Source organism: Flavobacterium potami, from assembly GCF_020026915.1.
Classification (GTDB): domain Bacteria; phylum Bacteroidota; class Bacteroidia; order Flavobacteriales; family Flavobacteriaceae; genus Flavobacterium; species Flavobacterium potami.
Genome location: NZ_JAINUY010000009.1, coordinates 63151 through 86400, shown reverse-complemented (window position 1 = coordinate 86400; position 23250 = coordinate 63151). Strand labels below are relative to the sequence as shown.

Annotated in this window: 10 protein-coding genes; 7 read left to right on the top strand and 3 right to left on the bottom strand. The window is 35.1% G+C overall.

Annotated features, from left to right (window positions below):
* The first annotated feature begins 23 nt into the window (after positions 1-23).
* The 3 genes from K6T82_RS22095 to K6T82_RS22085 all read left to right on the top strand — a co-directional run bounded on the left by K6T82_RS22095 (position 24) and on the right by K6T82_RS22085 (position 5451).
* A complete protein-coding gene (locus tag K6T82_RS22095; protein ID WP_223710785.1) occupies positions 24-3179 on the top strand; it encodes an efflux RND transporter permease subunit in 3156 nt (1051 codons plus the stop codon).
* Between the two features lie 2 nt (positions 3180-3181).
* The gene (locus K6T82_RS22090) at positions 3182-4591 is read left to right on the top strand and encodes an efflux transporter outer membrane subunit (RefSeq protein WP_223710783.1); all 1410 of its coding nucleotides are present in this window, start codon (positions 3182-3184) and stop codon (positions 4589-4591) included.
* Between the two features lie 89 nt (positions 4592-4680).
* Positions 4681-5451 carry a hypothetical protein gene (locus tag K6T82_RS22085; protein ID WP_223710781.1) on the top strand — a complete coding sequence of 257 codons (771 nt, stop codon included), beginning with the start codon at positions 4681-4683 and terminating at the stop codon, positions 5449-5451.
* A gap of 85 nt (positions 5452-5536) precedes the next feature.
* Here K6T82_RS22085 and K6T82_RS22080 read toward each other — a convergent pair whose 3' ends face one another.
* The 3 genes from K6T82_RS22080 to K6T82_RS22070 all read right to left on the bottom strand — a co-directional run bounded on the left by K6T82_RS22080 (position 5537) and on the right by K6T82_RS22070 (position 12167).
* On the bottom strand, positions 5537-7090 hold the full coding sequence (locus K6T82_RS22080) for a hypothetical protein (protein ID WP_223710779.1): 1554 nt from the start codon (positions 7088-7090) through the stop codon (positions 5537-5539).
* A gap of 418 nt (positions 7091-7508) precedes the next feature.
* Positions 7509-8099, bottom strand: coding sequence for a hypothetical protein (locus tag K6T82_RS22075; protein WP_223710777.1), 591 nt, complete (start codon positions 8097-8099; stop codon positions 7509-7511).
* Between the two features lie 102 nt (positions 8100-8201).
* Positions 8202-12167: a hybrid sensor histidine kinase/response regulator transcription factor gene (locus K6T82_RS22070; RefSeq protein ID WP_223710775.1), complete on the bottom strand. Its 3966-nt coding sequence runs from the start codon at positions 12165-12167 to the stop codon at positions 8202-8204.
* A gap of 292 nt (positions 12168-12459) precedes the next feature.
* Between K6T82_RS22070 and K6T82_RS22065 the strand changes: the two genes are divergently transcribed.
* The 4 genes from K6T82_RS22065 to K6T82_RS22050 all read left to right on the top strand — a co-directional run bounded on the left by K6T82_RS22065 (position 12460) and on the right by K6T82_RS22050 (position 23175).
* The gene (locus tag K6T82_RS22065) at positions 12460-15483 is read left to right on the top strand and encodes a SusC/RagA family TonB-linked outer membrane protein (RefSeq protein ID WP_223710773.1); all 3024 of its coding nucleotides are present in this window, start codon (positions 12460-12462) and stop codon (positions 15481-15483) included.
* 10 nt (positions 15484-15493) lie between these two features.
* Positions 15494-17107 carry a RagB/SusD family nutrient uptake outer membrane protein gene (locus K6T82_RS22060; RefSeq protein WP_223710771.1) on the top strand — a complete coding sequence of 538 codons (1614 nt, stop codon included), beginning with the start codon at positions 15494-15496 and terminating at the stop codon, positions 17105-17107.
* A gap of 112 nt (positions 17108-17219) precedes the next feature.
* Positions 17220-19241 (top strand): beta-L-arabinofuranosidase domain-containing protein, encoded by a 2022-nt coding sequence (locus tag K6T82_RS22055; RefSeq protein ID WP_223710768.1) that lies wholly within the window; start codon positions 17220-17222, stop codon positions 19239-19241.
* Positions 19242-19740: 499 nt separating this feature from the next.
* A complete protein-coding gene (locus tag K6T82_RS22050) occupies positions 19741-23175 on the top strand; it encodes an RICIN domain-containing protein (RefSeq protein WP_223710765.1) in 3435 nt (1144 codons plus the stop codon).
* The last annotated feature ends 75 nt before the right edge of the window (positions 23176-23250 follow it).

Here is a 23250-nt window from a genome sequence, read left to right as displayed (position 1 = left end):
TTCAATATAAAATAACATTTTCCATGTTAAAGAAAATAATAGACAGGCCAGTATTGGCTACGGTCATCTCCATTGTATTGGTGATATTGGGTATTATAGGTCTTACGAGATTATCTGTAACAAGATTCCCAGATATTTCACCTCCAACCGTAATGGTAAGTGGTTCTTACCCTGGAGGAAATAGTGAAACCGTTATTCGTTCGGTGGTAACACCATTAGAAGAACAAATTAACGGTGTTGAAAATATGCAGTACATTAAATCTACTGCCAGTAATGACGGATCTTTTTCGATCAGCGTTATTTTTAAGCAAGGTATTGATCCGGATCAGGCTGCTGTAAACGTGCAAAACAGAGTACAGCAAGCCACTCCGAAATTACCGCAGGAAGTTGTACGTATGGGACTTACGACTTCTAAACAGCAAAATAGTATGATTGTTATTTTCAACTTATATACTGATGATAACAGCAAATACGATGAGTTGTTCTTGCAGAATTATGCCAATATCAACTTAGTTCCACAGATGAAACGTGTTCCTGGTGTGGGGCAAGTTCAGATTTTCGGACAAAAGGATTACTCGATGAGAATCTGGCTGGATCCTCGTAAAATGGCAAATGCTGGTTTAGTACCTTCAGATGTTACTCAGGAAATTGCAGAACAAAGTTTAGAATCGGCTCCGGGTAAATTAGGAGAAGAATCTTCGGCTGCTTTAGAATATGTAATCCGTTACAAAGGAAAAAAGAATAAACCTGAGCAATATGAAAATATTGTAGTTAAAAATAATGGAAGTAATGTTCTAAGGCTGAAAGACGTGGCACGAGTAGAATTTGGTTCTATTTCGTATAGCGGTGATAACAAATCAAATAGTAAAAACGCTGTGACAATGGCAATTTTACAAACTTCTGGTTCGAATGCCAATGATATTGAAATCGGAATCAATAAAGAAGTAGAGCGACTATCGAAATCTTTTCCTCCTGGTATTAAATACGTTAACGTAATGAGTACAAAGGAAAGATTAGACGAGGCAACCGGACAAGTAAAATCTACTTTGTTTGAAGCTTTTATTCTAGTATTTATTGTGGTTTTTATCTTCCTTCAAGATATTCGCTCGACGATTATTCCGGCCATTGCGGTTCCGGTAGCGATTGTAGGAACGTTTTTCTTCCTTTTGGTTTTTGGATTTACCATCAACATTCTGACACTTTTTGCCTTAGTTTTAGCCATCGGAATTGTGGTCGATGATGCCATTGTTGTGGTCGAAGCTGTTCACAGCAAAATGGAAGAAGACGAAGGAATTTCAGCCAAAGAAGCCACACATGGCGCGATGGCAGAAATTACTGGAGCTGTAATTTCGATTACATTGGTAATGTCGGCGGTATTTATCCCGATCGGATTTATGACAGGTTCTTCTGGAATTTTCTATAAACAATTTGCCTATACTTTAGCAATTGCAATTATAATTTCGGCAGTAAATGCCTTGACACTTACTCCAGCATTGTGCGCACTTTTATTGAAAAATCATGGTTCTAAACATGGCGATCACGCGCATAAAACCAGTTTTAAAGATCGTTTTTTTGTTGGATTTAATACCAGTTTCAACAATTTGACAGGAAGATACATTAAAGGTGTTCGTTTTCTTATCGGAAGAAAATGGATTGCTGCCGGCGTAGTTACCGGAATTACAGCCCTTGCGGTTTATATGATGATGTCTACGCCAAAAAGTTTTGTTCCGTTAGAAGATGACGGATTCATGGTGTACAGTTTAACAATGCCTCCAGGAACTGCTTTGGATCGTACAACTGCAGTAGTTCAGAGAATGGAGAAAATATTAGAAACAGAAGAAGCTATCGATGTCAATACAAGTATTACTGGTTTCAATATTTTGAGTAACAGTGCCAGTACTGCTTACGGATTAGGATTTATCAAATTAAAACCTAAAAAAGAAAGAGGTGCCGTTAAAGATATTGATGAAATTCTGAATAGCGTTACAGGTAAATTATCGACAATCAAAGAAGGTTCTATCATGGTATTCAGAATGCCACCGGTTGAAGGTTTTGGTGTGACTAGTGGTGCCGAAATCGTTTTACAAGATAGAATGGCAAGAAGCCCAGAAGCGCTAAAAGCAATGTCTGATAAAGTAATCGGTCAGCTTATGCAGCAACCCGGTGTTCAATATGCCTATACTACTTTTAGAGCAGATTATCCGCAATTAGAATTGGAAGTAGACGAAGATAAAGCTCGTCAAATGGGAGTGAATGTAAAAGATCTGTTAGGAAATATTCAGACTTATTTTGCCGGAGATCAGTCTTCTGACTTTACCAGATTTGGTAAATTCTACAGAGTAAACGTAAAAGCCGATGGTATTTTTAGAATGGATCAGGATGCTTTCAATGAGATTTTTGTAAGAAATGCAGATATGCAAATGGTTCCTGTAAAATCGATTGTGAAATTCCATAAAGTGTACGGACCAGAATCTGTAAATCGTTACAATCTTTATAATTCGGTAAATATTACTGCGATGGCATTACCTGGATACAGTAACGGACAAATTATGGCTAATCTCGAAACAGTTTTAGATAAACTTCCATCTGATTATAGCTACGAATGGACAGGTTTAAGTCTGGAAGAAAAAGCTGGAGGAAGTCAGACTATTGCCATTTTTGGTTTATGTCTATTGTTTGTATTCTTCTTATTAGCCGCACAATATGAAAGTTATCTATTACCACTTGCAGTATTACTTTCTATTCCGACAGGAATTTTAGGAGCCTTTGCAGGAGTTAAAGCGGTTGGTTTAGATAACAATATTTACGTTCAGGTAGGATTAATCATGCTTGTCGGACTATTAGCTAAAAATGCCATTTTGATTGTTGAGTTTGCCTTACAAAGACGAGTTGCCGGTTTATCTATTGTGGAAGCGGCGATTGAAGGTGCAAGATCAAGATTACGACCAATTATCATGACTTCTCTAGCCTTTATTGTGGGTATGATTCCGTTAATGTTTGCTTCAGGAGGAACCGCTGTAGGAAATCGATCCATCAGTGTCAGTGCCGCGGTAGGAATGTTTAGTGGAGTTGTTTTGGGGATTTTCGTGATTCCGTTACTTTTCATTGTTTTTCAATATTTACAAGAAAAAGTATCCAGTAAAAAGATTCCAACCCAAGTTCAAACAATAAAAGAATAAGAATGAAAACACTATATAAAATTGGAATGCTTTTGTTTACCGGAGCGATCATGACATCGTGTGTGGTAGGAAAAAATTATTCCCGTACAGAGTTAAATGCTCCTGAAAAGTTCCGTGAGGAAATGGCAGTTACAGGAGACACGGTTTTATTGCCGTGGAAAAGTTATTACAAAGATCCTTTGTTGGTTAATTTAATTGAAAAAGCCCTCGTTAAAAACAACGAGGTGCTTATTGCAATGAAAAGTATGGAACAACTTGACCTTTCTTATAAGCAAGCCAAGTTGTCCTTACTTCCAACACTTGATTTTGATGCAGGTGCAAGCCGTGCGTATCCTTCTAAAAATTCCTTAAACGGATCGCTAAGTCAACAGTTTATTGGTAAAGATTATATGGATGATTACAGTGCAAATCTTCGTATGTCTTGGGAAGTTGATATTTGGGGAAAAGCGGCCATGCAGAAAAGAGATGCGAAAGCAGCTTATTTTGCTCAAAAAGAGAATCTTTCAGCTTTAAAAACCAGAATTATTGTTCAAGTAGCGCAAGCTTACTACAATCTTTTAGGTTTAGACGAACAACTGAAAATTGCAGAAAAAAACATCGAATTAAGTACCAGTACTTTGAGTATGATGCAATTGCAATACAATTCGGGATCTGTTAGTTCTTTGGCCGTAAATCAGACTGAAGCGCAGAAGAAAACGGCAGAATTATTAGTGCCTTTAGCGAAAGCGAATATTGCCGTTCAAGAAAATGCCTTACAGATTCTATGCGGAGAATATCCAGATAAAATCGAAAGAGCAGGAAACATCGACGCTGCAGAAGTGGTTGTTGAATTTCCAACAGGAATTCCAATGTCACTTTTAAGCCGAAGACCAGACGTAAAAGCAAGCGAATATGCCGTGATGTCTGCAAATGCTAAAACAGGATTGGCAAAAGCAACTATGTATCCAACTTTAAGTTTGAATCCGTCAATCGGGGTCAACTCTTTTGAGTTTGAAAAATGGTTTAATTTTCCAGGATCTATAACTAAAACCATTGCAGCCAATTTAGCGCAGCCTATTTTTAGAAAGAAAGCATTGCGTACAGCTTATGAAGTAGCGGTTTTAGAACAAGAAAAAGCAGTTGTTCAGTTTAAACAATCTTTTCTTACAGCTGTTGGCGAGGTAAACGACGCCATGTCAAGATTAAAATATGCTGATGAAAGAATTGTTTTGGCCGAAGAAAAAGCAGCGTCTTTAGACAAAGCAACTTCTGATGCTTCATTGCTTTATAAGAGTGGAATGGCAAATTATCTGGAAGTTATAACAGCACAAAATAGTTCTCTTCAAAATGATCTAGATGTTGTCACAATTAAGTTAGAAAAACTAAATGCAGCAATCAATCTTTACCGTGCTTTAGGTGGCGGGGTAGAGTAGTCATTCAATAATATAATTCACCATTTCTGTAAGCAATTGCAGTAATGGTGAATTTTCATTTTTATTTCAATTTCATTATTATAAAATGTATGGACAAAGTTACTTTCACACGGTCAGAACTTTATTCATTGGTTTGGAAATTTCCGCTTGTTCAAATTGCAAAACATTATGACATTTCTACTATGGGAATAAAGAATGCCTGCGACAAAATGCAGATTGCTGTACCCAACAACCGCCATTGGAATAAATTGGAATATAAAAGGACCAAAGCCCCTAAACTTTCTTCCGATTATATAGGAAGCAACGAGATTGATGTGGTAAAGAAAAGATATGAAATGCAGCTTCGTAAACCATCAAAACAAACCCCTTTACTTGATTTGGTTCAAAAAATCGAGCACGAGTCAAACGACTTTTTGATGGTGAAGAATAAACTTGAAAATCCGGCCAAAATTGTTTCAGATACCGAAAAATATTCTAATTTTTTAAAAGAAAATAATCACGAAAATTTGGAAATTTTAAATCTGAATATATCTGACGAAAGTTTAAATAGAGCGTTACTATTTATGGATGCATTTATAAAACTTATAGAATATCGCGGTCATCGATTTCAAAAAAATAACAAAGGAAATGATACAGTACTTTTTAATAACGGAATCGAAATTGAAATAGATTTAAGAGAAGCCTTGAAAAGAATCACCATTGAAGGTAAAAGAGAAACTTCCAAATATGTTTCTACAGGTGAATTGATACTTCGAGCGAAGAAAGAATCAATCAAAAATGAATGGCGTGATGGAAAGATTTTATTAGAATATAAACTTGCCCTTATTCTTGCTAAATTGGAGCTTATTGCAGCCGAATAGCTATTCCTTTTTAGAGAAAAGAAAAGAGTTAAAAACAGTTCATATTACTGTCTTTAACTCTTTTTTGATTTTAAAAAGCTGATTTTTAATATTTTTTATGCTCCCAGGAATCTTCGATTCTTTTGTAAATCCATTCCTTAAAGTTCGCATTATCATAAATTTCGCCTAACAAACCAATTGGCTTGCTGTACAAAGTATCGCTTGTAAAAATTTTATGCCACCATTCAGATCCTTGATCGGGATTTCCATTGTAAGCACCTGCTTTTTTCATCACTTTCAAGAATTCGTATGCTATAAGTCCGTGTCCAATTGCTGTAGGATGAACGCCGTCAAGACTAAAAAGTCCACCCGCCTTAATTTCTTTTTTTCTTGTAACGCCATAATAACGAGAATCAACTCTCGGGTGACAAAATTCAAAATAAGAAGGATATTGATAAGGCGGATTGTTGTTGTTTCTTTTCAGTGCCATATTATTAAGTGCAGTCGCAATATCAACCAAATAAAAACGTTTTTTTCCTATCTTTTTATTGGCCTCGGCTACGATTTCCTGTATAATTTTATTGTACATCCTGATACAGTTATCGATATGTAAAATGTCTCTTTGGTTAAGATGCTTTAGCGTAATATCGAATGTATCTTCAAAGAGAAAATAAGGGTAATATTTGCCGTAAGACACAAACTCCTTTTTTTCTTTTGCAATATTTTCTTTTCCAACTGGAGCTGGATTATTTTCGTCTACAATCCATTCGGTTACTTCGATCATCGTTCTGCCTGAAGCTTCGACAGCTTTAATAAGCGGACAAATGGTAACCAAGGGAATAGTTGCAACAAAGACTTTATAATCGGTTTGATTAGGATTGTCTTCCATAATTTTGATCACTTTATCCATCATAAACTGGTATTCTACCCTAAAATCTTCCGGATGCCACAGATTCCAATCATTATCTTTTCTTTCCTTATAACTTACTTTGTCGGGACCTTTTGCAAAAGCTTTTCCGTCGGCAGATGTTTGTTTGATTGTTAGATTGGTTACGGTTCCTAAAGCGTTATTAGCGCCAAGCCATAAAATAACATTTTCAACCCCTTCTTTCTGGTGATGATGTTGCAGCCAGTCCAATTGAGAATAGTTCATTTGGGCAGTAGTATTGCCAGAACCTAAAACCTTATAGGCAGTTCGATGCAGCGCTTCATTGACAATACCAAAAAAGTTATCTCCATTATCAGTAGATTTGTCGATATATTCTTTGCATATTTTTGGTGTAAGCTGCCATGAATTTGACAGATCAAAACCTCTTACAGATACATTATGATAAGCATTTTTTCCTAAACTTTTAGAGAGACAACCGTCGCCTCTTTCGTAATAATCTTCCACTTCATCAATGTATGTATTGATTATAGAAAGGGCTTTAATCCATTCAAATGGTCCAGAAATATTCGTGTCCAGACGACGTTCTAGACGACGAAAAACGGTCTCGAGATCCAAAGGTAGTCCGCCTTTCGACCATTCTGGGTAACAATAATTTTTTGCGCCTAAAATTTCAGCTAACAGAGTCGAATAACATTGGTCTGTTTTAGCTGCTGCTCCTGACATAAATCCTTGGGAAATGCTGTCACCGATTGTAAATAATTTTACTGACATGTCTTTAAAGATTAAATTAATAATTTATTATTGGTTATCATTCTGACAATAAAGCTGTAGGTATTTGGCGGAGCATAATTATTCCTGATCTCGCTGAAAACAGATTGAAAGACTAACAAAATAATAGTTTTATTTATTCTTAAATGTAAATAAAAGATTATATTTTAAAAGGATTTTTATTTTTTCAGCGACATATATTTAGACCATTGGTTTGCATGCAAAAAGTAGGTTTTTCGGCTGAAAAAAAGCAAAAGGAGGGTACTTAAACTTGGTGCAAATAAAGTGAGATTTACAATATTTGGCAACAAATTTAATCTATTTAAGTTGTAGATAAACAGGTAGTTATACTTGTTTTTTGAAAGGCTTTGAAAATTGATTTACAAATAGTTAAATACAAAAACACCGTATTTTTTTTCTTTCAATTAATCAGATTGAAATATTGATAAATCAAAGCGCGATGGTTCCATCTTTGATTTGCAAACTTATGGTAAGACAAATAAGAGATTGGAATTAATAGCATTCTGGCCCACCAATTTATATTAGGAATAAAACATAAATAAATACACAGCAAAGAAAGCGATCTAAATAATTTAGAATTGGCCTGATATTTTTCTAATTCGGGTATCAGTGTTGGATTATTAACTTTAATGTAAGCTTCAGCTTTTTCTAAAGGACCACCTGAGGAAATTGAAATTTTTTCATTAATCTGTTTCTCCATCTCTGTAATGAAATATTCATGCTTTTTTCTTCTCCATTTTAAATAGGTGACTGTGTATAGTGGATTTAAAATAATTGCACTTAAATGATGAATGAAATGTCCAACGATATAAGAAACTAAAGTCAATGACACCCATCCAAATGTGCTTGTTTGATTATTTTTTAAATCACAAAAATCATCAATCCTACAATTAAAAAACAGTGGTAAGGTTACACAAAATATGAAGCCGGGAACAATATAAGCTAAGAATTCCATTAAGCCGAAAAATAAATCACCAGGTTTAAAATTCATAAATTTTCTATTAGAAAGTTTGTTATAAATTAAGCAACGTATCAACAGCTAATATAGTAAAAAGTTTATTCTGTAAAATATATCTTGCTCATTAATAGCGATTTATTTTGCTCCAGGATCATTCATTTGAGCATATTCTGTCGGTGTCATTTTAAATTGTTTCTGAAAATTACGTCCAAAAGTGGTCTGCGAATTATAACCTACAATTTCCGCAATCTCATATACTTTATGATGCCCTAAACTTAATAGTTCTGCCGCTTTTTTAAGTCGTGCAATATTGATAAGTTCGTTCGGGTTTAGGTTCGTAATTTCTTTTATTTTTCTATAAAAAGTAGAGCGGCTCATAGCCATTTTCTCTGCCAAAATTTCGACACTTAGTTCGGTATTGGATAAATTTTCATTGATGATTTCGTCTAGTTTTCTAATGAAAGTTTCGTCAATCTGACTGTGTGCGACACTCTTTAAATGTGAAAGCGGAGAACTAGAATAAAAATCCATTAAATTTTTACGGTTTTCAATCAGATTTTCTACCTGAGCTTTCAAATATTCCATAGAAAATGGTTTGCTGATATATGCGTCGGCACCCACTTCAAGTCCTTCGATTTTGGAGTTTAAATTATCTTTAGCGGTAAGCAAAACTACCGGAATATGACTTGACTGTAAATCGGTTTTTATTTTTCTACAAAGTTCAAAACCGCTAATTTCTGGCATCATCACATCGCTTACAATAAGTTGAATGGTATGGTTTTCTATAAAGTTGTAAGCTTCATGCGCATTTTTGGCTCTAAGAACATGATAGGTTTCTTCGAGATCGTTGGCAATAAATTCTAATAAATCAACATTATCTTCTACAACCAAAACGGTAGTTTTAGTATTTGTAATTTCTTCGATTAGTTCATCCTCGTTAATTTTACGTTTTTGTTTTTCATCGTTTTGATAAAAATCAAAATGCTTTTCCTGATGAATTGGAAGGGCCAGAACAAAACTATTGTATTGTTTTTCAGCTGTATCGAGTTTTAAAGTTCCTGAATGCAGTTCTGCAAGCGAATGAGATAGAGATAATCCAATTCCGGTTCCGGTAATATTGATAGTTTCCGGAGCTCTAAAGAACGGTTCAAAAATCTTATTTTTCAAGTTTTCAGGAATTCGGATTCCATCACTTTTGATGGTAATTCTAAAATAGGCATCGTCTTTTTCTAAGTTGACAATAATCGTTTTTCTACAGTATTTTATTGCATTGTTCAGCACATTTCCGGCTATTTTTTTAAGCGCTTCTTCATCAACATAAGCATAGACAGTTTCAGGGCTTAAATTCAATGCAATATCAATATTTTTATCTTTAATGACCTGACTGAAACGAACATAAGTATTTTGTATCAGTTCATTAATATTCACTTTTACAAAGGTTAATTTTACTTCTTCGGTTTCTGTTTTTCTAAAATCTAATAATTGAGAAACCAAATGCAGCAAACGAGAAGTATTTTTCTCCATAATACTTAAATCTCCATAAATTTCTGGTATTTGTTTGGCTTTCTTTAAAACCTTATCCAATGGACTTTTGATCAAAGTTAAAGGTGTTCTGATTTCGTGTGCAATGTTGGTGAAAAATTCAATTTTAGCATTGTAAATCTCTTTCTCTTTCTGGTTGTTTAAGTATTTGATCTTCTGATCGTTTTTCTGTTGAATGTATTGATGGTAATAGCGTAAGGCATAATAAACCAAAGCAAATCCTAAAGCAAAATAAAGAATGTATGCCAAAGTACTCGCATAAAATGGTGGTAAAATCCTGATTTCTAAAGTGGCGATTTCATCATTAAATAATTTATTGCTGTTATATGATTTTACCTTAAAAGTATATTTTCCAGAAGGAAGCTCTGTAAAAAACACCTGATGCTTTTTACCAAGCGGAATCCATTCATCACTAATTCCTTCCATTTTATACCAATATTGCGTCATATCGGAAGAATTGTAGTTTAGAGAGCCGAATTCAATACTAAAAGATGATTGATCGTTCTTTAATTCTAATTGGTCCGTTAACGTAATGGATTGTGATAAAGGCGAATCATTTTTGTTTACATCTACTTCTACATTGTTGATTTTGAGTCCGGTAATTAAAATAGGAGTTTTTGATTTGTCTTTTTGAAAAGTGTCTGGATTAAAGCTGATTAAACCATAAACGCTTCCAAAATACATTGTCCCGTTAGTGCTTTTATAACCTGAACTGTAATTAAATTGATCGTTTAGTAATCCGTTTGCTTTGGTGTAAACCGTCATTTTGTTTGTTTTTACATCAAATTCGACTAAACCTTTAGAAGTCGAAATCCATAGGTTGTTTTTTGAATCTTCTAAAATGGTAAAAATGAGGTTACTTGGCAGAAAGTCCTTTTTCGTATATCTTTTAAAAGCATTTGTTTTTACGTCGAATAAATTCAATCCGTTTTCTGTTGCAATCCATATATTGTTTTTGCTGTCCTGGAAAATATAGTTTATGGCATTGCTGCTTAAGCTGTTATTGTTTTTTCTGTCATTTTTGTAAAAGACTTTTTGCTTCGTTTTTGGGTTGTAACAAAAAAGTCCGTCGCGATACGTTCCAGCCCATAAATTTCCTGATTTGTCTTCTAGAAAAGAAGTGAAAAAATAGCCTTCTGGATAAGGCGAAAATTCTACAAAAAGATCTTTTTGGGCATCAAATTTCTGAATTCCCAAAGCAGATAAAGCCAATAAATCTTTTGATCTCGTTTGATATAATTTATAAATGAAATTACTTTTTAATCCGCCGTTTTGTGCTGTAGAATAATGTTTTATAACTTTTGAAGTTTTAATATCCATGACGTCCAGACCATGCTCAAAAGTACCAATCCAAAGTTTGTCTCTTATGGGAAGAATAGCATGGATATTATTGTACGAAATGCTCTGCGAACTTCCATCAGCTTTAAAATTTTGAAAGTTTTCGGTATTCGGACTCAGTTTGTTTAAACCGCCGTCTTCTGTTCCAATCCAAAGATTATTGTAATCGTCTTTGTGTATTTCTCGAATTACATTTCCACTGATTGAATTTTCTCCCACCACATGAAAATACTTTTTAAACGAAGTATATTGTTTGGGGAAATAATTGACACCACCGAAATACGTTCCAATCCAGATACCGCCTTCGTTATCAATTGTTAAAGAGTGTACAGCATTGTCAGAAAGCGAGTAGGGATTGTTATAGCTTTTACGAAGAACTGAATACGATTTGGTTTTTAAGTTATAAATATGAACGCCATTTTCAGATGACATCCACAATTCGTCATTTCCATTTTTTATAAAATTTCTAATGTAAAGCGATTTTTCATTGTAAACAAAAAGACGTTTTGTTGTACCATCTTTCAAATTGAAAACCAAAGCACCGTGGTTTTGAGTTCCGATCAAAATTTCATTCGAATTATATGATTTTATGATATTTATAATGAAAGGCAAACCATTTGCAAAAGGCGCTGAAATTTCAAATTTCACAAAAGAATTATTCTTTTTATCGTATTTAAAGAGATTATTATAGGTAGCAAACCAAATAGAACCTTGTGCATCTTTGGTTAAGGTAATCGCGTTAAAATTTTTCTGAGGTTCGTAAGTGAAATTTTCTTTGGTCTGAAGCGAATATTTATTTAAAATTCCGTTTGCAATGTACCACAGATTGTTCTGCTTATCATCTTCGATTGCCTGAATCGATTTGTTGATGGTAGTTTCTACGAGTTCAAAGCTTTCATCATTTTGATCGTATTTGAATAATCCGTTGTCGGTTCCAACCCAAATCGTGTTATTGAGTTGATGCAGACATTGTATAAAGTTACTTCCTAGAGTTTTGGGATCATTTGGATCATTTTGAAACGATTTGAATGCATATCCGTCAAAACGGTTCAAACCATCTTTTGTTCCAAACCACATAAAACCTTTTTTGTCCTGCAGAGAGGTAAGAACAGAATTATTAGACAAACCATTTTCTACCTGATAATGTCTGAAATAGTAATTCTGAGCGTTTGTAAGACAACTCACCAATAAAAACAATAGGACTGATACTTTATTTTTCACGTGATTTAATTTGTTTTAAATATAGTATTTAGAATCTTAAAATTGATATTCAAATATGTTCAATTCGTCTCATAAAAGAGACTATTTATCCCAATTTACGGGATTTTAAGGGTGGAACTATCAATTGAATAGTTTTGATCAAGAATTGAAACAAAAGGTCCAATACTTTGGTGGTTAATTTAGTCTATTTGAATCATTAATTCACATATCATAATTTTTTGTGTTTAAAGTTATATATGTTGCAATTTTTACTAACTATTAATTATTATTATCTAACCAAAATGAAAAATCAATGAAAAACAGTATTAGATTACAGTGGTTGAGCCATTTTAAAGCTTTATCACTTTTTATGATCATTTTATTCTGTACAGCCACGGGTTACAGTCAAAATGAAATTTCAATCTCAGGAAAAATCACTGATTCGAACAGTCTCTCATTACCAGGAGCAAATGTTTTAGTGAAGGGAACAAAAACGGTAACCACAACAGATTTTGATGGAAATTTTTCGATCAAAGCACCATCAAACGGAGTTTTAGTAATCAGTTTTATTGGTTACCAAAGCAAAGAAATTGCAATCAACAGCCAAAAAAACATAACCGTAAAATTAACTGAAGAGGCAGCAAAACTTAATGAGATTGTAGTAGTAGGTTACGGAACTCAGAAAAAAGGAGATTTAACAAGTGCCGTTGCCCACGTAACAAGAGAAGATTTTGTACAGGCTCCGGTAAAAGATGTTGGACAACTTTTGCAGGGTAAAGTTGCTGGTTTAACCGTTACAAGCAGTAGTGGAAATCCAGATTCAGGGAGTTCTATTTTCTTGAGAGGAACTTCAAGTATTAGCAATCCAACGCCACCGCTTATTTTGATTGACGGAATCCCGGGCGGACTGAAAGATTTTGCTCCAGAAGATATCGAAACAATTGATATCCTGAAAGATGGTTCTGCAGCGGCAATCTACGGTACAAGAGCAAACAACGGAGTATTATTGATTACGACTAAAAAAGGAAGTAAAAAAGATATGAAACCTGAAATTAGTTTCCAGCAGACTACTTCGACTCAAACTATTGTAAAATCTCCAAATTTCTTGACTGCAGCTGAATATCGAGATGCTATTAAAAGAGGAATTATTCCTGCAGCTTCTGATAAAGGCGCAAGTACAAACTGGATCGACGAAATAACGCAGGGAAATATCAGTACAACGTATGATCTTTCTATAAGAGGCGGAAACAGCAAAACAAATTATTATGGATCTGTTAATTACCGTGCTTTTGAAGGTATAATGATGGGATCTGATAATAATAGTTTATATACAAACATCAACATTAACCATAAAATGTTCGATGATAAATTGCAAGTAACCTTTGGAATGAATAATCAGGATAATGTATTGAATGTAAATAGTGTTGGCAACAGTTTTAACGGCGTAATTTACAGAAATGCACTTATTGCAAATCCAACTGCACCAGTTTTAAAACCAGAAGGAGCAAATTATGCTGGTGATTACTATCAGAGTTTTGCCATTTTCGTGAATCCGGTTGCCGACTTAAAAAACAGTGAAGGAGAGCGCAAAACACACAGAACACGTTCAAACCTAGGTTTTATCTTTAAACCAATTGATGGTTTGACTTTCAATTTGAGTATGGGTCAGGTTTCGAGCAATACTACAAGAGGATATTATGAGAATAAATTTCATTCGTCAAATCTTTTGGGAGGCTTAAACGGCTATGCAAACAAAGGTTCTGAAGAATTTGTTGATCGTACACTTGATTTTACCACTCAATACGAAAAAACGTTTGGTTCTGGTCATCATATTACAGGTTTATTGGGGTATAGTTATTTTGAAACAGAGTATGAAAACAGCTCGCAGTATGCCTACAATTTTGCTACAGATTATTTTACTTATAATAATATGGGAGCTGCAACTAATTTTGGTCCAACTGGAAAATTAACGTACTTAAATGGAGCGCCATTTGCAACAAGCTATAAAAATTCATACAACTTAATTGGAGGATTTGCACGTTTAAATTACGATTACAATGGCAAATATTTATTAAGTGGAACCATTCGCCGAGAAGGCTCTTCTAAATTTATCGGTTCAGATAATCCATGGGGAACTTTCTGGGCTGTTTCTGGAGGATGGAGATTAGACAGAGAAGAATTTCTTAAAAATGTTACTTGGCTGAATAGTTTAAAAATTAGAGCAGGTTACGGAATTACAGGAGCTGCGCCTGGAGGATATTATCTAGGACTTTCTCAACTAGGACTTTCGGGTGTGAATAATTCGTTTTATTATAACGGTAACTTTGTACAGACACTTTCTCCATTCCAAAATCCAAATCCTGGATTGACTTGGGAAGAGAAAAAAGAAACCAACTTAGGTCTTGACTTTGGTTTATTCAACAGCAGACTTACTGGTACAGTAGATGTTTATAAAAGAAGAACAGACGGTTTATTGTTCAACTTCCCAGTGCCTCAACCACCAAATTTGGTTGGAACTACTTTTGCCAATGCAGGAGTTATGGATAACAAAGGTATCGAGGTTTCTTTGGGGTACAACGTAATCCAGAATGCGAATGTAACTTGGAATGCACAAATCAACGGATCTTATAACGAGAATAAATTTGTTTCTTTTAGTGATGACCCTCGTTATAAATCGGCAAATGATTATGCAGATTTTGGTTCGACTGGAGAACCAATTCAACAAAGTACACACCGTTTACAAATTGGTCAGCCAGTTGGAAATTTCTACGGATTTAAAGTTGTAGATATAACAGATCAAGGAAAATGGGTTTATGATGATTTAAACAAAGACGGAAAAATCACAAATGACGATCGTCAGGTATTAGGAAACGGTATTCCAAAATACAATTTAGCATTCAATAACAGCGTAAAATACAAAAACTTAGATTTTACAGTAACCATGCGTGGTGCTTTCGATTATCAAATTTTAAACTTTGACCGTATGTTTTATGAGCAAAACGGAAATGTAGAGCGTAACCGTTTAAAATCAGCATTAGATCCTGTTTTTGGAAAAGCTGTTTTAACAGAATCTGAAAAATACAATTCTTATTATATCGAAAACGGAAATTACTGGAAAATCGACAACATTGTTTTAGGATATACTTTCAAAGGAAATACATTCAAATTCTTTGACTCTTTCAGAATTTACGGATCAACTTTAAACACTTTCTTATTTACAAAATACAAAGGTTTAGATCCAGAATTATCACCTGAGGGAGTAACTCCAGGAAACGATTATAGAGATAAATACCCAACTACACGTACTTACACTTTAGGTATTAGTGCTACATTTTAATTAAAAGATCATGAAAAATAAAAAAATACTTTCAATACTGGCATGTTCTCTTTTTATGTTTAATTCCTGTACAGAATTAGACGATAGTGTGTACAGTACAATTGCAAACGATCAGTTTAATCCATCCGAAGGCGATTTGGCTTCTTTGATTGGGCCAGCATACACGCAATGGAGAACTTTATATGCCAACAGACCAGGTTGGTGGGAAATGCAGGAAACAGCGGCAGACGAAATCATTTATCCAGGTCGTCCAAACGGATGGGTTGATGGAGGAATCTACAAACAAGTGCACCAGCATATTTGGACTTCATTACAGCCTCAGCTTCAAACCGTTTGGAATCAGGCGTATGGAGGAATCGCTCAGGCAAATAAAATTATTTATCAAATAGAAAGCGGACAAATTCCGGTAAGTCAAGGAAAAGAACAGCTTATTGCAGAAATAAGAATGGTTCGCGCGAGTTACTATTATGTTCTGTGTGATTTATTTGGAAACGTTCCTGTTCAGACCAGTTTTATTGTAGAACCAGGATTTTTACCAGAGCAAAAAACACGTAAACAGGTTTTTGATTTTATTGTAAATGAAGTAAAAGAATCAATGCCATCATTAAGTCAAACCGTTTCTACAGCAACTTACGGACGTTTTACGCAATGGGGAGCACATGCATTATTGGCAAAAATGTATTTGAATGCAGAGGTTTACATCGGAACGCCAATGTATACCGAATGTATTCAGGAATCGGATATTATTATTGCTTCTGGAAAATTTGCTTTGGCGGCATCGGTTAGAGACGCTTTTAGTCCGAAGAATGAAAATTCACCAGAAACCATTTGGGCAATTCCGTATGATGAAGTTAAAGCTGGAGGATTGCAATTCTGGATGTTAGGCTCTTGGGATTCTCAGCGCGCAACCTACAACTCCAATGTTGGAGGATGGGGAGGAATGGGCGTTTTGCCTCAATTCATCGATTCATTTGATCAGGATGATGATCGTTTAAAATACGGTTTCAGATACGGATTACAATCAGGTTATGACGGAAAACCGTTAACAGCTGGGTATGGTACTGATGCCGGAAAACCTTTCATTTTGAGAAATACAATGCCAACAATCGATTTATGCCAGCAATTAGACGGTTATCAAATCAATAAATATTCTATTGAATTGGGAATCCAGCAAAACATGAATAACGATGTGCCTTTCTTTAGATATACAGATGTTTTAATGATGAAAGCAGAATCTTTGTTACGTACCGGAAATTCGGGAGGTGCTGCAACAATTGTTTCTCAAATTAGAGCAAGAAGTTTTAGCAGTAATCCATCAAAAGCAGCGGTTACTGGAGCGCAATTATTACAAGGAAGTGTTTACAATTATGGTGTGACCGATAATAAAATGACCGCTACAGTTGAAGGTGGAGCAGATATTCAATACGGAAGATTTTTAGATGAACTGGCTTGGGAGTTCAACCAAGAAGGACGCCGTCGTCAGGATATGATTCGTTTTAAAGCGTTTTTTACAAAATCTTGGTTTGCTCACCAAAAAACAAACGACGATCATTTGAAAATCTATCCAATTCCACAACAGGAATTACAGAAGAATTCAAAACTGGTTCAAAATCCAGGTTATTAAAGATAAGTGTTAGTTTTAGTTAACTTTTTGGTTGGTTGACTTAATTAGTGAGGCTTCTGGAATTTTGAGCCAATTCCAGAAGCTATTTTTTTATAATTTTAGAAGAAAAAAAATGAAAAATAAAATAGTTCCTTTTTTGATAGTTGTCTGTTTTTCTGCCATTTCTACTGCGCAGACAAAATCTCCAAAATATGTAGACAGAGTTTTTGATGAAATTCCGTTAGGACAAATAAAACCTTCGGGCTGGTTAAAAGAGCAACTTTTGGTCATGGCTAATAATTCTACTGGACATATTGATGAGATTTATAAAAAAATTCAAAATGACAATGGATGGCTTGGCGGAAAAGGTGATGGCTGGGAAGAAACACCGTATTGGTTGGATGGAGCTGTTCCGTTGGCTTATCAGATTGATGATAAAGTTTTAAAAGAAAAAGTGCTGAAATACATCAATTGGACAATTGAGAATCAACGCCCTTCAGGATATTTTGGACCAATTACAAAATGGGAGCGCGAAACCGGAAAAACAGTTGATGTTCAAAATAGTGAGCAAGGAGAAGACTGGTGGCCAAAAATGGTGATGTTGAAAGTATTGCAGCAATATTATACCGCTACAAACGATCAAAGAGTTTTGAATTTGATGACCAAATTCTTTGACTATCAAATCAAAACTTTGGACAAATCACCAATTGGAAAATGGACAGATTGGTCGGCTTCACGCGGAAGCGAAAATATTCAAATCGTGCAATGGCTTTATACAATCAATAAAGACAAAAAACTTTTAGATCTGGCCGAAAAAATCAAATCGCAATCTTTTGAATGGAGCAAATGGCTGGGAAACAGAGATTGGGTTATTGCGGCAGCGGTAAATCCAAACGGAGAACATTGGATGCGCAGACATGGCGTAAACGTTGCAATGGCGCTAAAAGAACCAGCAGAAAATTATTTAAGAACAGGAGATTCTACTTATCTGAAAAACCTAAAAACGGGTTTTAACGATTTAATGACACTTCACGGTCTGCCAAACGGAATTTTCTCTGCCGATGAAGATTTACATGGAAATGCACCAACGCAAGGAACAGAACTTTGCGCGATTGTAGAAGCCATGTATTCGTTAGAGGATATTATCGGAATTACGGGAGAAACATCGTATATGGATGCTCTGGAACGTGCGACTTTCAATGCAATGCCATCTCAAACAACTGATAATTACAATGAAAAACAGTATTTTCAAATGGCAAATCAAATCGAAATTCAACGTGGCGTTTATGCTTTTTCTCTTCCTTTTGATAGAAAAATGAATAATGTTTTAGGTGCCAGAAGTGGTTATACTTGTTGTTATGCGAATATGCATCAGGGCTGGACAAAATTCACACAGCATTTATGGTATCGAAACAAAAATAACGGAATTGCCGCTTTAGTTTATAGTCCAAATGTGCTTTCTACAACGGTTGGAGCTGAAAATCAAAAAATTACAATTGCCGAAAACACACAATATCCATTCAATGAAAATATTGATTTTCAGATGGAAATGAAAAAAGCAGTTCAATTTCCATTTCAATTGAGAATTCCGGTTTGGTGTACGAATGCCGAGATTTTCATCAACAATCAAAAAGTGGATTTTAAAACGAAAGACGGAATCGTGACTTTAGACAGAAAATGGAACAATAAAGACAAAGTAACTTTAAAATTGCCAATGAAAGTAACCGCTTCTTCTTGGGCAGATAATTCGAAAGTAATTGAAAGAGGTCCGTTGGTTTATGCTTTAAAAATGAATGAAACTTGGGGAAAAGCAACGGAAGAAAATGAAGGTGAATATTTTACATTAAACTCAAATTCCAACTGGAATTACGGATTGTTAGAAGAAGCAGTTAAGAACTTGGAGCAAAATGTTCAGGTAAAACAATTGGGCTTGAAAGAAAATTTCAAATGGAATTTAGCCAACGCACCAATTGAACTTTCTATAAAATCAAAACAAATTCCGGATTGGAAAGCCGTGAATGGTTTAGCTTATTTGCCGGTTTCTGGTAGAGACGGTGTTTATAAAGGAAACGTAAATAATGTGCAAGAAACGATCACATTGGTTCCGATTGGTTTTACCAAATTGAGAATCGTCGCATTTCCTTTAGTCAAATAATTTCAATTTTGTAATATCCTGATCCCTTTGTCAAAGTTTAAAACTTTGACAAAGTTTTAAGGTAATTTTTTTTAAAGAACCTCGTAATTCATTTTACGAGGTTTTTTTATAGGGATTAAAATCTTTAATAAGCAAATACCCCAGCGGGGTAAAATATTTGTAGAATTTTTATAATACAAATGAAAGAAGCTCCAGAGGAGCGGCATATTTTTACAATTTAAATTTATGTCGCTCCTCTGGAGCTTTAAATTCTAGCCGTAATATCTTTTACTATAAATATTTCGCTTCTCCGAAGCTTTATTATATCCTAAAAAATCTAATAATTGAAAATAGTATTTGCTATTTTTTTAATGAATTCAGTAAATCTTTAAAGAAATAAGAATTTAATGGTTTTGGTACGAAAAGTCGTGATTGTGAGACATTTCGAATACTTGTTTTTTGGGTTAAAATTTACCTTAGAAGTCTATTTACTAATCTATTAACCCAAACAAAAATCATTATGAAAAGAAGATTACCTTTTAATCTGTCTTTTCTTTTTTGTGGAAAGAACCACCTTTTCCGAAAAGAAAACAGACAGTCGAATTTCAGATTTCAGTTAGTGTTTGCCTTTTTGTTGAGCATCAATTTGATTTCGGCACAAACCAAAACCATTACAAAAGCACAGTATTACGACAAAACTTTAGCCATGCTTATTGGAAGCTGCGGCGGAGTGGTAACGGGCTACGAATATTTAAAAGTGTATAATACTCCCGACGGATTTTATCAAGCTGGCGCAACAGTTAAACAGCCAGTCGAGCCACTTTTAGGACTTCCAGACAGCTGGTTTATTTTATTGAATGGAACGCTTGGCGGAACAACCAAAGACGAATTCAATTATTTCTCCAATTATGAGGATGGAAAGATTTATTCGGATGATGATCAGCATGTTGAAGTTTTCAATCAGCATATTTTAGAAAAGTTCGGACCTTCCGTTGCGTATCAGGATATTCGAAAAGAATGGATCGATCATGATTTGAGAGATTTCGGAGGAACAGCAGATGCTTTAGGATTATTGTCTAGCAAAAATTTGATTGCCCCTTTATTTGGGAAAAGAGAAAATGGAAACAACGGACACTGGCTTCCAGAATGTTACATCGAACATGAAATGATGGGAGCAAATTTCCCTGGAATGCCTTATAAAGCAGCAGAATATGTGGAGAAATTCTCCAGTATGTCAGGACAAGGTGAGGCATTAACTTGGGGACAATATTGGGCTGCTGCGCACGCAATCGCTTATTTTGAAACCGATGCCAGAGTAGTACTCCAAAAATCGATGGAAGTGGTTCCCGGAAACAGCTGGATTCGTGGTATGTATGATGTGGCTGTGGCGCTTCATCAAAAATACCCAACCGATTGGCGTGCAGCAGTTCGTGAATTGTGGACAGAGAAATATCGTAATTTCTATGCCGTTGGTTATGATAAAATCATGTTGTTAAGCGATGTGAACCACGGAACAGGTTTTTTAGCTATTCTGTACGGACAAAATGATTATATGGAAACCTTGAAAATCTGTTCGTTAGCGGGTGGAGACGGAGATTGTACTGCTGCCAATGTTTGCGGAATGATGGGAATCATTAAAGGAATGGCGGGGACTCCGCAGGAATTTGTAGATCATATTTATAAAAACGGAACCGGAGTCTGGATCAACGATACGGCACACGGATTACATATGCACAAAGATTTTCCGAGAGACAGCAAGTTTACAGATTTGGCAGCGCAGTTTCAAAGAAATGCAGAACGAATCCTACGTTCAAATGGCGGCATCGTAACAGGAAGTTCTTATACCATTAAAAATGAAACCAGTATTGCCAAAATTTCTTCTGCCAATTATGATTTTGAAAAAGGCGATTTAACCAATTGGAATATTTGGAATTCAGCAGGAAGCAGCAACACAATTTGGGCTGAAAAACAATATAATGCAACCACAAAAGCAAGTTTAGCAGCTACAGGATTGTTTAAAGGAACTGTAATTACAGATTCTAATACAGCCGAAGCTAAATTATATCAAACTATAACGGGTTTAAAACCAAATACAACCTATAAAATTGAAGGCCGAATCAACAGCGCTGCAGGAAGAGAAGCTCGTTTTTATGCTGAAAATTACGGAGGAAATTATGTTTATGCATCTGTTTTAAACGGCTTGACGGCTTTTCCATACAAATATCTTTACATTAAAACGGGAGCTACAAATACATCTGTAAATGTTGGACTTCACGCAGTTGCAACTACAAATGCAAGTAAATGGTGTAATATTGATGATATCGTAATTACAGAAGTACCGACAACTCCGGTAACAACTTATGAGGCAGAAAGTGCCACTTTAGCTGGCGGAGTAACAACTGCAACTTCTGCAAGTGCAAGCGGAACCAATTATGTAACTGGCTTAACATCAGCAACTGCGTCGGTGACTTTTAATGTCAATTCAGATTATAAAGGCGAAAAATTGATTCGCATTTACTACGCAAATTCAGGTAATAAAATTTTGCAGGCACTGGAATTAAATGGCATCAATATCGGAAATGTTGAATTTATGGATACTGGAGTGGCAACTGCATTTTCTCAAAATTATATCGAAGCGCCTTTGGATTTGATAAAAGGAGCAAATACGATCAAAATTATTGGAGCAACAAATGGCGTAAATATTGATAAAATTGATGTTTTGAATTCATACAACGGAGCAAGACCTGGCGACGATTCTGATATTATTTCGGGAGGAATTTACAAAATCACCGCTCGTCATTCTGGTAAAAGTCTAAATGTGAATGGCGTTTCAAATGATAACGGAGCTTTGTTTAGTCAATGGGATTATGTTGGTGGAGCCAACCAAAAATTCAGAGTAGAATCACTTGGCAATGGAACGTATGCGATTTATGCCGTTCACAGCAATAAAGCGGTAGATGTTTTAGGTTCATCAACTGCGAATGATGCATCGGTTGGGCAATGGGATTATGTGCATGGAGGCAATCAGCAATGGGGAATTGTGAGTTTAAGTAATGGTTCGTTCAAATTGGTTAACAATCACAGCGGTAAATGTTTAGAAGTAACCGGCGCTGGAACTATAAACGGAAGTTTGGTCACACAAAATGATTATGCAGATGCGAGTAATCAACAATGGAATTTTGAGAAAATTGGCGATGCCACAACTCCGGTGTCTAAAGGAATTTACAAAATCGTAAACCGAAACAGCGGAAAAGTAATTGATATTGCAGGCGTTTCTCAAAATAACGATGCAGCGGTTTCACAATGGGATGACTTGGGCGGAACAAATCAGAAATTTCAGTTGGAATTGACTTCCGGAGGATATTACAAAATCACAGCTCTGCATTCTAACAAAGCAATAGGAATTGTTGGTTTATCTACTACAAACGGCGCTTTGGCAACTCAAAAGGATTATGCGAATACAAGCAATCAGCAATGGAGTATTGTTCCGGTTTCTGGAAATTATTTTAAAATGATTAACCGTCAAAGCGGAAAAGCATTGGAAGTTCCAGGTTCTAATATGACAAATGGTGCTCAATTAGGACAATGGGATTCTAACGAATTGACTTCACAACAATGGAGTTTTGTAAAACTAGATAATGGGCAAGGTGTTTTAGGAAAACCTGGAAAAGCAGAAGAAGTTTTAGCTGTTGATGAAGTGGAAATTCAAAACAGTGAAATTCAAATAACTGTTTTTCCAAATCCAACAAAAGGATTGGTGAATGTTTTGGTTTCTAATCCGCAGGAAGAAATTGTTGTTCAGGTTTATGGAATGAATGGCAAACAGATTTACGACAAATCATACGGAATTGAAAATACCATCAATTTAGATTTAAATGATCTTCCAAAAGGAATTTATATTTTGAAAGTCAAAACAGGTAGCAAGATTTCAACTCAAAAAATCATTCTTAATTAAAAAAATAAATCACTTTTTTACAAAAAATCCGCAAGATTTGACTTGCGGATTTTCTTTTTCAATCCTTTTCAATCC